A 12,281-nucleotide genomic window follows, 5' to 3' on the forward strand; every position below is an offset into this window, starting at 1 on the left:
AAAAGGATAGATAACATGAGCCGCCTTTCCCATTCAGAAACCCATATGGTGCATCGCATCGGCTGGCTACGCGCCGCTGTGCTGGGCGCGAATGACGGGCTTGTCTCCACCGCCAGCCTTGTGGTTGGCGTCGCCGCAGCGGGCTCGGGGAGGCCTGAGATTTTGATCGCCGGTCTGGCCGGACTGGTCGCAGGCGCAATGTCGATGGCGGCGGGGGAATATGTGTCCGTGAGTTCGCAAACCGATGCGGAACAGGCCGATTTGGCCCGCGAGACCAAGGAATTGTTGGAGACGCCCGAGACCGAATTGGAGGAGCTGACCGGCATCTATGTGGCGCGCGGCCTTGATGAACCTTTGGCGCGTCAAGTGGCGGTGCAGCTAACGCAAAAGGATGCGCTTGGCGCTCATGCCCGTGACGAACTTGGCATCTCCGAAACAGTGACCGCCCATCCGATCCAAGCCGCGCTTGTCTCGGCGGTGACCTTTGCCGTGGGGGCGGTTGTGCCGCTGATCGTGGCGCTGATGGCCCCCACAAGCCAAATCTCTCTGACCGTCGCACTCACCACCTTGGTCGCGCTTTCTGTGCTGGGCGGGCTTGGGGCCTCTGCCGGCGGGGCGGGCATTTTGAAAGGCGCGCTACGCGTGACGTTTTGGGGCGCTTTGGCCATGGCGGCCACAGCGGGGGTTGGGATGATCTTTGGCGTAAGCGCCGGGTAGGTTGGCGTTGCGATTGTCCCGCAGACACGGCACAGTCACGCTATGAGTTCAGATCAAAACCATACCACAGCGATCAGGATGCGCCTGCGGTTGCATTTCGGGGACAGGTTGATGCTTGGCCCCGGCAAGGCCGATTTGCTTGCCGGCATTCGTGACACCGGGTCGATTTCCGCCGCTGGGCGCGCCATGTCGATGAGCTACAAACGGGCTTGGTCGCTGGTCGAAGAGATGAATGCGGCCTTTGGGACGCCGCTGGTGATCTCGTCGCGGGGCGGAGCGCAGGGTGGCGGCGCACATCTGACGGAGGCGGGAGAAGCCGTTTTATCTCATTATCGGACGCTTGAGCAGCGTGCGCTTGCGGCCGGGTCTGAGCAGATCGAAGCGATTGCGGCACTGCTAGACGATATGTCCGAAGGAAAATAACGCTTGCCAGACCAAGGATCGACTGCGATATGTTTTCACAAACATATTGAATGGAGTTGCTTGTGTCCCTGCCCTTTGCCCGCCTCACCGCCACCCTCCTCCTCACCTGCGCGCCCCTCACCGTCCATTCCGAAGAGGTGATCGTCTTTGCCGCTGCCAGCATGACCAATGCGATGGCCGAAATCGAACAGGCGTTTGAAACTGACACCGGGCATGACCTCATCGTCTCGCTTGCGGGCTCTTCCGCCCTCGCGCGACAAATCCAACAGGGCGCGCCTGCGGATGTGTTCATCTCCGCCAATCCCGACTGGATGGATGTTTTGGAAAACGACGGGCTGCTTGCGCAGGACTCCCGCTTTGATCTCCTGAACAATACCCTCGTGCTGATCGCCCATGGCCAAGACGCCACCCCGATGGAGATTTCTGATCTGCCAGAGGCGCTTGGCAAGGATCGGCTGGCGATGGCGCTGGTCGATGCGGTTCCGGCGGGAATTTATGGCAAGTCTGCCCTTGAGGCGCTGGGATTATGGGATCAACTCTCCCCTTTGGTGGCCCAAGCCGACAATGTCCGCGCCGCGCTCTCGCTTGTGGCGCTGGGAGAAACCCCGTTTGGGATCGTCTATGCCACAGATGCGGTTGCCGAAGATGACGTGCGCGTGGTGGCAACCTTTCCGGCAGACACCCACCCGCCGATTGTCTACCCCGCCGCCGCAATTGCCGAGCATGATGATGAGGCGACACAGGCGTTTCTGGATTACCTGCTTAGCGGCGCCGCCCGCGCAGCGTTCGAACGTCAGGGCTTTGTCGTAGTGCCGCAGTAACCCGCGCCCCCCCCTACGCCACGTCCCAGCGTCACCTCATCGCTTGACAAGCCGAGCCGCCTGCAACCTACCTGTGACACGGGAGGCGGCGGGCGCGGTCTGTCCCAAGACGGACCGGCGGAAGGGAAACACATGGCGTTCACACTCAAACAACTGCGGTACTTCATCGCTGTGGCGGAGGTCGGCACCGTGTCCGGTGCGGCACAGGCCTTGGCGATCTCGCAATCGGCGGTGACCGAGGCCATTCGCGAGTTGGAAACCGACCTTGGCGTGCCCCTATTTGACCGCCATCCGCGCGGTCTCGACATCACCCACAAAGGCCATCAATTCCTGCGCCATGCGACCGGCATTTTGGCTGGCGTCTCGGATGCCCGCCTTGCCCTGACGCAAGAGGCCGAAACCCTGTCCGGTACCTTGCATGTCGGCGTGACCTCCTTGGTCGCGGGCTATGTGTTGTCTGATATTCTAGCCCGGTTTCGCCGCGCCAACCCCAAAGTTGAAGTGACGGCTGTGGAGGACAGTGGCGATTATCTTGAGCATCTTTTGATCGGCGGCGAATTGGATGTGGCGGTGATGGTGACCACCAATCTGCGCGACCGGATGGCGCTTCAGACCGAGATCATCGACACCTCGCCCTATCAGCTTTGGCTGCCCAACGGCCATGAGTTGAGCACCCGGCCCTCGGTGTCGATCGAGGATCTGACCGATGAGCCGATGATCATGCTGCGGATTGATGAGATCGAAGAGGCCACGCGCAAGTTGCTCTCGGCCTTTGGTGCCCGCCCCCGTGTCGCATTTCGCACCCGCTCTGTCGAGGCGGTGCGCTCTTTGGTGGCCACGGGCGCGGGAATCGCGCTTTTGCCGGAGATGGTGTATCGCCGCTGGTCGCTTGAAGGCGACCGGATTGTGTCCCGCGATGTGTCGGGAAGTCTGCCCGTTGTGCAGGTTGGAACCGTCTGGCGCAAAGGCTCGCCACTATCCCGTCCGACGCGTGAATTTGTTTTGGCGGCACAAACCCATAAAAACACGAAGTAATTCATCGGTATCAATTTTTTCGATACCCAAAACCTGAGAATTGAATTTGTGAAATCGGACCCGCTCTCCCACCCTGTCGCCCAAGGGGGCTTTGACTCCCGCAGCAACAGGGAAACCGAAGATGAAAAAGATTCTCAAAGGGTGTGCCTCCGGTCTTGCACTTACCGCCGCCACCGCAGTGCCGCTTTCCGCCGCCGATATGATGACCGAACTTGGTGCGGGCGAAGGCACCGTCTCCATCGTCGCATGGCCGGGCTATATCGAGCGCGGCGAAACCGATGCGGCCTTTGATTGGGTGACCAAATTCGAAGCAGCCACAAGCTGTAAGGTCGAGATCAAAACCGCCAACACCTCGGACGAAATGGTCGCGCTGATGAACGAAGGCGGCTTTGACTTGGTGACCGCATCGGGCGATGCCTCGCTGCGTCTGATCGCGGGCGGCCGGGTCCAGCCGATCAATATTGACCTGATCCCAAGCTGGTCACGCGTCGACGACCGTCTGAAAGATGCGCCGTGGCACACGGTCAAAGGCACCCATTACGGCACGCCGTTCATGTGGGGCCCGAACGTGTTGATGTACAACACCGAGGTTTTCCCGGAGGCTCCAACCAGCTGGAATGTGGTGTTCGAAGAAATGACCCTGCCCGATGGCGAAAGCAACACTGGCCGGGTGCAGGCCTATGATGGCCCGATCTATATCGCCGATGCGGCGATGTATTTGATGGCGCATCAGCCGGAGCTTGGCATCGAAAGCCCCTATGAGTTGAACGAGGATCAATACGCCGCGGCGCTGAACGTATTGCGCACCCAGCGTACATTGGTCTCGCGCTATTGGCATGATGCATTCATCCAGATCGACGATTTCAAAAACGAAGGCATGGTGGCGTCCTCCTCTTGGCCGTTCATGGTCAACCTGCTGAAAGCCGACGGTGTGCCCGTTGCCTCCACCATCCCGTCTGAGGGCGCGAGCGGTTGGGCCGACACCTTGATGTTGCATGCCGACTCCGAGCACCCGAATTGCGCCTATCAGTTCATGGAGCATTCGCTGAACTCCAACCTGCAATCGGATTTGTCCGTCTGGTTTGGTGCCGTGCCGTCTGTGCCGGAGGCCTGTACCGATGGCTCTGGCATGCAGACCGCCGAAGGCTGTTCCGAGAACGGGTTGGACGATTTTGACCGGATCAAATTCTGGCAAACCCCGGTCTCAAGCTGCGAAAGCCAAGGCACCTGTGTGCCGTATTACCGCTGGGTCTCCGACTACATCGGTGTGATTGGCGGCCGCTGATCTTCCCCCCACGGACCGGCCTTTTCGGGCCGGCCCGACCTTCTCCCTGAAAGCCCGCTCCCCCTGAAAGACTGACAATGACTGATGCAGTGACCTTCCGAGGCGTATCGCGCCATTTCGGAACCGTGAAAGCCGTAGATGAGGTCGATCTGGCCATTCGCGATGGTGAATTTTTTGCCATGCTTGGCCCATCCGGCTCCGGCAAAACCACCTGTCTGCGCCTGATTGCCGGGTTCGAACAACCAACCGCCGGGCGGATCGAGATTTTTGGCGAGCGCGCCGAGGGTGTGCCGCCCTATTTGCGCAATGTGAACACGGTGTTTCAAAACTACGCCCTGTTCCCACATATGAATGTGCTCGACAACGTGGCCTTTGGCCTGCGCGTCAAAGGCGTGGGGCGCGCCGAACGGCATCGTGCCGCCGAAGAGTCGCTTGAGCTGGTTGAACTCGCGGGCTACGGCGCGCGCCGGGCGGGCGAATTGTCGGGCGGTCAACGTCAACGCGTGGCCTTGGCACGGGCGTTGATCAACAAACCTCGGGTTGTGCTGTTGGACGAACCGCTGGGTGCGCTTGATCTCAAGCTGCGCGAACAGATGCAAGAAGAGCTGCGCAAGCTGCAACGCGCACTGGGTCTGACCTTTGTGTTCGTGACCCATGATCAGGACGAAGCCCTGTCAATGGCAGACCGCGTGGCGGTGTTTGCGGGCGGCAAAATCCAACAGATCGGCAGTTCCGAAGATATTTATCGCCGTCCCGCATCAAGGTTTGTCGCGGATTTCGTTGGCTCGTCCAATGTGGTGCCCGCCGATCTGGCTGGGGTTGGCATTTCGGACCAATGGGCCTCTTTGCGCCCCGAAGACATCATCTTGGATGCCAATGGACGCGAAGCTACGGTGACAGGCACGTTTTTCCACGGGCGGGTGACCAAACTATCGCTCGACATCAAAGGTCAAAGCCTGACCGCCCTCATCCCGGCGCATCAAACCACCCCCGAAATTGGCGAGACCACCCGCGTGTCGTGGGACCCCGCCCGCGCGCATCTTATGGAGCGTGAGGCATGAGCGGGTTCGATACCACGCAATCGGCGATTTTCACGCCCAGAAGCGGGCCCCTCTCGCGCATGGTCGATTGGGTGATCCGTCACCCGCGCATGTTCGTGTTCCTGATGGTGCTGCCGATCACGCTTTGGCTTGGCATCGTCTATATCGGCGCATTGATCGCACTCCTGATCCAAAGTTTTTTCTCCATCGACGAGTTCTCTGGCATCGTCGTGCGGGAATTCACGTTCAAGACCTACGGCGAATTGCTGCGCCCCTATAACCTCGACATCATCCTGCGCACGATCTCCATGGCCACCGCAGTCACCATCGCCGCCGCCGTACTGGCCTTTCCCATCGCCTATTTCGCGGCCCGCTATGCCAAGGGCAAGTGGAAAGCGCTGTTTTACATCGGGGTGATGTTGCCGCTGTGGTCGAGCTATCTGGTCAAGGTCTACGCCTGGAAACTGGTGCTGGCGAAAGAGGGCATTCTGACGTGGCTCTTTGCCAAGCTGCATCTGACATGGCTGTTGGATGGCCTGCTCAGCCTGCCCGTCATCGGCGGCAATTCACTTTCTGTCAGCTACACCGGCACCTTTCTCGTGTTCCTCTATATTTGGCTGCCCTACATGATCATTCCGGTTCAGGCGTCGCTTGAACGCGTGCCGGGGGCCTTGTTGGAAGCAGCCTCTGATCTCGGCGCCACACCGCGCCAAAGTTTCCGCATGGTGCTGTTTCCGCTGGCTCTGCCGGGGATCATTGCCGGGTCGATCTTTACCTTTTCGCTGACCTTGGGCGATTACATCGTGCCGCAAATTGTCGGCAACTCGCGGCTCTTTATTGGTCAAGCCGTCTACACCCAACAAGGCACCGCCGGGAATATCCCGCTGGCCGCCGCGTTCACCGTCGTTCCGATCGTCATCATGGGGATTTACCTCTGGGGCGCACGCAAAATGGGGGCTTTCGATGCACTCTAATTCCCGCGCCCCGCTGGGTCTGAAATTTGCGGCCATCGGCGGGCTGATCTTTTTACTCGCCCCGATTGCGCTGATCTTTGTCTATGCCTTCACCACCGAGGAAAAGAGCTTTCAATGGCCGCCCCCCGGCCTGACCACGAAATGGATCGGCGTCACCTTAGGACGGGCGGATGTCTGGGAGGCTTTGGCTTTGTCGCTGAAAGTTGCGGCGATCTCGACCACTCTGGCCTTGATCATGGGCACGCTCACCGCCGCCGCCGTGGCCCGCTCGCGCTTTTTTGGCCGTGAAACCATCTCGCTTTTGGTGATCCTGCCCATCGCTTTGCCGGGCATCATCACCGGGATTTCGCTGCGCTCGGCCTTCTCGCTTTTGGACATTCCGTTTTCGACATGGACCATCGTTTTGGGTCACGCCACCTTTTGTATCGTGATCGTCTACAACAATGCGGTGGCGCGGTTTCGCCGGACCTCTGGCGCGCTGGTCGATGCGGCGATGGATTTGGGCGCGGATGGGGTTCAGACCTTCCTGCTCGTCATCCTGCCCAATATCGCCACCGCCCTGCTTGCGGGCGGAATGTTGGCCTTTGCACTCAGTTTCGATGAGGTGATCGTCACCACATTCACCGCAGGCAACCAAACCACCCTGCCGATCTGGATGCTCGAAGAACTTGTCCGCCCCCGTCAACGCCCGGTGACCAACGTGGTTGCCATGGCGGTGGTGATCGTCACCGTGCTGCCGATTTTGGCCGCCTATTACCTCACACGCGACGGCGAACACACCGCCGGGTCCGATAAATAACGAAAACAGGGAGACTCTCATGGACACCCAAATGCTGATCGGCGCCACGCTCGTCCGCGGCACCGAAACCGAAGAAAGCATCTTTAATCCACGCACAGGTGAGATCATCACCACCCTGCCCGAAGCCTCTTTGACCCAAGTTGAGGCGGCGGTGACGGCGGCGGAGAAAGCCTTTGCACTATGGTCGCGCACAACGCCCGCCGCGCGCTCGGGATATTTGTTGAAACTCGCGGATCGGATTGAGGCGCAGGCCGAAACCCTCGCCGGACTCGAAGCGCTCAACTGCGGCAAACCGGGGCCTTTGGCGCTCAACGACGAATTGCCCGCCATTGTCGATTGCTTCCGCTTTTTCGCCGGTGCCGTGCGCTGCATGACCGGGCCGATTGCAGGCGAATATCTTGAAGGTCACACCTCAATGATCCGCCGCGATCCCATCGGCATTGTCGCCTCCATCGCGCCGTGGAACTATCCGTTGATGATGATGGCGTGGAAAATCGCTCCGGCGATCGCGGCGGGCAACACGGTGGTGTTCAAACCCTCCGAACAAACGCCGCTGACCGCGCTGGCCATGGCCAAAATCTTTGCCGATGTCCTGCCCGAAGGCGTGGTGAACATCATCCTGGGGCGTGGTGAAACCGTCGGCTCCGCCCTGATCAACCACCCGAAAGTGGCGATGATTTCGCTCACTGGCGATATCGCCACCGGGCGCAAAATCTTGGATGCAGCCAATAAAACGATCAAACGCACCCATCTCGAACTCGGCGGCAAAGCCCCGGTCATCGTGATGGAGGACGCCGATATTGACGCCACGGTCGAGGGTCTGCGCGCCTTTGGGTTCTACAACTCGGGTCAGGATTGCACCGCCGCCTGCCGCATCTATGCGCAGGCCTCGGTCTATGATGATTTCGTCGGCAAACTCACCGATGCCGTCTCGCAGATCGAATATGCCAACCCGGATGACAGCCTCAATGAAATGGGCCCGCTCATCTCATTGCGCCAACGGGATCGGGTCGCCAGTTTCGTGGCCCGTGCGCGCGAGGCCAATCACATCGAGGTCACCACAGGCGGCGACATCCCCGATGGCGATGGCTTCTTTTACAAACCGACCGTCGTCGCGGGCGCGTTGCAAACGGACGAGATTGTCCGGCGCGAAGTGTTCGGACCTGTCGTCTCCGTCACCCGCTTTGCGGATGCGGAGGAGGCGATCACTTGGGCCAATGACAGCGACTACGGTCTGGCGTCCTCAGTTTGGACCAAAAACGTATCCACAGGCATGCAGATCGCGTCGCGTCTGCAATATGGCTGCACTTGGGTGAACACCCATTTCATGCTGACCAACGAAATGCCCCATGGCGGGATGAAACAATCCGGCTATGGCAAGGATATGTCGTCCTATGCGCTCGAAGATTACTCCGTCGTGCGCCATGTGATGGTCGCGCACTGATCCCCGCGCGATTGCGTCTCAAGACCTATAAAGCCGACCGCACAGGCTGCGGTCGGCATTTGTTGACGTGCGGATGCTCAAAGCCAAGACATCGGGCAGACCCACCACATCGTCGGCTTATCGTCTTAAAACAGCCCTGCCTGACATTTAATCGACCCACGGAGCAATCGCCTTGGCGAGCCAGTCGGGCGGGGCCTGTTTTTCCAGCGTGTCCATAGAGGTGAACACACAGGTATAGCTGCCCTCAAAACAGATCGCATCGTTTTGCCTGCCAACCACGGAAAAGACAATCGAGGTGCGGCCAAGCCGGGTCGGTGCAACGTGACAGATCAGCTTGTCACGCGGCGTTGCCGGTTTGCGGAAATCCACAGTCACATTCACAAAGGGCGTCGCCAGCTTGTGGTCCGTACAAAATTCGAACCACCCGCGCCCGACCACCTGTTTGTAGAATTCGTCAATCGCCTCGACGCCATAGTTGAGCAGACGCCCGGTGTAGACGATGCCGACAATATCGCAGTCGCCAAAAGCGATGCGTTGTGCGACGGCGATGGGCTCTGCTTTGGTCATCTCAAAAGGCCTTTCGAAGGGATCGTTCAAACGCGGGGCCGGAGTTTGACCCCCGACCCCGCGCGTTTACAGCCGCTCAATGGCAAGCGCGATGCCCTGCCCGCCACCAATGCACATCGTCGCCAGACCATAGCGGCCGCCAATGCGCTCAAGCTCGTACATCAGTTTCAGTGTGATGATCGCGCCCGTGGCCCCAATCGGGTGACCAAGAGCGATGGCACCGCCATTCGGGTTCACCCGCGCGGGATCAAATCCCAACGCCGTGCTGACCGCGATCGCCTGAGAGGCAAAGGCCTCGTTTGATTCAATCACATCAAAGTCCCCCGCCGCGAGGCCGGTTTTCTGCATCACATTGCGCACAGCCGGGATCGGACCGACGCCCATCACCTCGGGGCGCACGCCAGCGTGGCCATAGCCAACGATGCGGAATGTCGGGGTCAGACCCGCCGCTTCGGCGGCATCACGACGCGCCAGAACAATCGCCCCGGCCCCATCATTAAGCCCCGAGGCATTGCCCGCCGTCACTGTGCCGTCTTTTTGGAACGCGGTGCGCAGACCGGCCAACGCCTCGATGGAGCTTGGTTTGGGGTGCTCATCGGTGTCAAACACGGTGACGCCCTTGCGGGTCTTGATCTCGACCGGGATGATTTGGCTTGCAAACCGGCCCTCGGCAATCGCCTGAGCGGCGCGGTTTTGACTTTCCAAGGCAAAGGCATCCTGCGCCTCGCGGGTGATGCCGTGTTCCGCCGCAACATTTTCGGCGGTCACGCCCATATGTCCGGTGCCAAACGGGCAAGTCAGCGCGCCGAGCATCATGTCGGTCGCCCCCGTGTCGCCCATTTTTTGCCCCCAACGGATCGCGGGAACGATATAGGGCGCGCGGCTCATACATTCCGCGCCACCGGCAAGACCAAACTCGGCATCGCCAAGCATCAGGGATTGCGTCACGGACACGATGGCCTGAATGCCAGACCCGCAAAGCCGGTTCACGTTCATCGCCGGGGTCTCAACCGCCATCCCCGCCTCGATCGCGGCGGCGCGGCTGAGGTACATGTCCCGCGGTTCGGTGTTCAACACATGGCCAAAGGCCACGGTGCCGATCTGATCCGGCGTGGTGCCAGAGCGTTCCAAAGCGGCCTTGGTCACATGCGCCGCAAGCGAAATCGGCGGCATCCCGGCCAATGCGCCACCAAAGGTGCCAATCGCGGTCCGGGCCCCGCCCAGAATTACAATATCAGTCATCTCTCAATCCTTATGTGAAAGGCCCCGCATCATCGCTGCGGCGGGGCCAAAATCCAATCAGCTTGCCTGTGCCAACATGTCAGGCTCAAGCCCGATCACGCTGTACGATCCATTGCGCATGGTGGTCAGGCGCGCCTGTGCCATCGGGAAAATATGATGGATGAAACATTCGGCCAGGGATATGCGATACCGCCAGAACGCAGCGTCACCATCCCCGACTGCAAGATGACGCGACGCCGCCGCCGCACTGTCGATCAAACACCACGCCGAGAGGCTCATGCCGAACACATCCATCACGCTTTGCGCGGCGGCGAGCGGCAAGGCCGCATCCGTGACCTGAGCGGCCAGCAGCCATTCACAGGATTTTTCGATCAAATCAGCGGCCTCATGGGCACTGCGACGCATGAGATTGACGTCAAGCGCACCTTCCCCCTCATCGGCGAGCGCATTCGCACTGGCGCGGATGTCGGATACGATTTCGCTTACCGCAAGCCCTTGGTCTCGCAAAATTTTACGCCCAACGAGGTCCATCGCCTGGATACCGGTCGTGCCCTCGTAGATCGTGGTGATTTTAGCATCGCGGTAAAACTGCGCCACGCCGGTTTCCTCGACATAGCCCATACCACCATGCACCTGCACCGCCTGAGAGGCCACGCTTACGGCCATTTCAGTCGACCATGCTTTGACCACCGGGATGAGCAAATCCACCCGGCGTTGATGACGGGCACGAATGTCCGCATCAGGGGCGCGTTCAGCCATGTCGATGGACAAGGCGGCGCGCAGGGCCAGGATACGTGCACCTTCGGTTTGCGCTTTCATCACGCCCAGCATCCGTTTGACATCGGGGTGCTGGATGATCGGCGCAGGCGAGGTGCCATTTGTGACAGCGCCCTGTTTGCGCTCAGAGGCGTAATACGCGGCGGTTTGAAACGCGTGTTCAGCGACGCCAATGCCCTGAAGCCCGACGTTCAGCCGCGCGTTGTTCATCATTGCGAACATGTATTGCAAACCACGGTTCGGCTCACCGACCAAATAGCCGATTGCGCCCTCATTGTCGCCATAGGCCATGGTGCAGGTCGGGCTGGCGTGAATCCCCAGTTTGTGCTCGATCGACACACAACGCAGATCATTGGCGACACCCGGCTGACCCTCGGCATCCGGCAAGAATTTCGGCACCACGAACAGGGAAATCCCTTTGGTGCCTTCGGGCGCATCGGGCAAACGCGCCAAGACGAGATGGACAATGTTGTCGACCATATCGTGTTCGCCATAGGTGATGAAAATCTTCTGGCCACTGATCAGATAATGATCGTCCTTGGGCACCGCTTTGGACCGCACCTGCGACAAGTCCGACCCGGCCTGTGGTTCGGTCAGGTTCATAGTACCAGCCCATTCGCCCGAAACCATCTTTTCAAGATAGACCGCCTGAAGCGCTGGATCGGCATAGGCGGCCAGTGCTTCGATAGCACCTTGGGTCAGCAAGGGGCAGAGCTGAAACGAGATATTCGCCCCATTGAACAGTTCCTGGATGCAGGTGTTGACCAACACCGGAAGCCCCATACCGCCGAACTCGGGCTCTGCGGCGGGGCTGTTCCAACCCGCCTCGACCAGACTGGTGTAGGCCTCTTTCCAGCCGCGTGGCATGGTGACTTTGCCATCCTTGAACCCAAGACCGTCGACATCGCCCTGATGGTTCAAAGGCGCCAGAACATCATTTGCGAATTTTCCGGCCTCAAGCAAAATGGCCTCGATGGTTTCAGGCGTGAAATCCTCAAATCCGTCCAGAGCAGAAAGCCCGGACAGGTTGCATAAATCTTCAAGGATAAAGTTAATTTCGCGCAAGGGGGCGTGATAGGTCATGGCTCAATCCTTTTAGAGCTTTGATGTCAATTCGGGCACAGCATCGAACAAATCGGCGACGAGGCCGAAGTCGG

12 protein-coding genes are annotated in these 12,281 nt (G+C 59.7%); 9 read left to right on the top strand and 3 right to left on the bottom strand.

Annotation, left to right across the window (positions count from 1 at the left end; genetic code table 11):
• Nucleotides 1–15: 15 nt before the first annotated feature.
• The 9 genes from B30_RS17130 (at nt 16) to B30_RS17170 (ending at nt 8,538) form a co-directional block, all read left to right on the top strand.
• Nucleotides 16–717 carry a VIT1/CCC1 transporter family protein gene (locus B30_RS17130; RefSeq protein ID WP_009573410.1) on the top strand — a complete coding sequence of 234 codons (702 nt, stop codon included), beginning with the start codon at nt 16–18 and terminating at the stop codon, nt 715–717.
• Between the two features lie 42 nt (nt 718–759).
• Nucleotides 760–1,140, top strand: coding sequence for a winged helix-turn-helix domain-containing protein (locus tag B30_RS17135; RefSeq protein ID WP_040402830.1), 381 nt, complete (start codon nt 760–762; stop codon nt 1,138–1,140).
• 50 nt (nt 1,141–1,190) lie between these two features.
• Complete coding sequence (gene modA, locus B30_RS17140) at nt 1,191–1,961, top strand: molybdate ABC transporter substrate-binding protein (protein WP_009573412.1); 771 nt, start codon at nt 1,191–1,193, stop codon at nt 1,959–1,961.
• Nucleotides 1,962–2,093: 132 nt separating this feature from the next.
• Nucleotides 2,094–2,996: a LysR family transcriptional regulator gene (locus B30_RS17145; RefSeq protein ID WP_009573413.1), complete on the top strand. Its 903-nt coding sequence runs from the start codon at nt 2,094–2,096 to the stop codon at nt 2,994–2,996.
• A 121-nt stretch (nt 2,997–3,117) separates the two neighbouring features.
• Complete coding sequence (locus B30_RS17150) at nt 3,118–4,281, top strand: ABC transporter substrate-binding protein (protein ID WP_009573414.1); 1,164 nt, start codon at nt 3,118–3,120, stop codon at nt 4,279–4,281.
• 77 nt (nt 4,282–4,358) lie between these two features.
• Nucleotides 4,359–5,342, top strand: a complete 984-nt coding sequence (locus B30_RS17155; protein ID WP_009573415.1) for an ABC transporter ATP-binding protein — start codon at nt 4,359–4,361, stop codon at nt 5,340–5,342.
• Complete coding sequence (locus B30_RS17160) at nt 5,339–6,295, top strand: ABC transporter permease (protein ID WP_009573416.1); 957 nt, start codon at nt 5,339–5,341, stop codon at nt 6,293–6,295. Before B30_RS17155 ends, B30_RS17160 begins: the two co-directional genes overlap by 4 nt.
• Complete coding sequence (locus tag B30_RS17165) at nt 6,285–7,094, top strand: ABC transporter permease (protein ID WP_009573417.1); 810 nt, start codon at nt 6,285–6,287, stop codon at nt 7,092–7,094. Before B30_RS17160 ends, B30_RS17165 begins: the two co-directional genes overlap by 11 nt.
• Nucleotides 7,095–7,113: 19 nt before the next feature.
• Nucleotides 7,114–8,538 carry a gamma-aminobutyraldehyde dehydrogenase gene (locus tag B30_RS17170; protein ID WP_009573418.1) on the top strand — a complete coding sequence of 475 codons (1,425 nt, stop codon included), beginning with the start codon at nt 7,114–7,116 and terminating at the stop codon, nt 8,536–8,538.
• Nucleotides 8,539–8,685: 147 nt separating this feature from the next.
• On the opposite strand, the gene B30_RS17175 is transcribed toward B30_RS17170, so the two are convergent.
• From B30_RS17175 to B30_RS17185, 3 genes are all read right to left on the bottom strand, one after another.
• A complete protein-coding gene (locus B30_RS17175; protein WP_009573419.1) occupies nt 8,686–9,105 on the bottom strand; it encodes an acyl-CoA thioesterase in 420 nt (139 codons plus the stop codon).
• A 66-nt stretch (nt 9,106–9,171) separates the two neighbouring features.
• Entirely contained in the window at nt 9,172–10,347 is a 1,176-nt protein-coding gene (locus B30_RS17180) for an acetyl-CoA C-acyltransferase family protein (RefSeq protein ID WP_009573420.1), read from the bottom strand.
• A 57-nt stretch (nt 10,348–10,404) separates the two neighbouring features.
• Nucleotides 10,405–12,207 (bottom strand): acyl-CoA dehydrogenase, encoded by a 1,803-nt coding sequence (locus tag B30_RS17185; protein ID WP_009573421.1) that lies wholly within the window; start codon nt 12,205–12,207, stop codon nt 10,405–10,407.
• Nucleotides 12,208–12,281 lie beyond the last annotated feature (74 nt).

It is taken from the genome of Celeribacter baekdonensis B30, from assembly GCF_000299875.1.
Lineage (GTDB): Bacteria > Pseudomonadota > Alphaproteobacteria > Rhodobacterales > Rhodobacteraceae > Celeribacter > Celeribacter baekdonensis_A.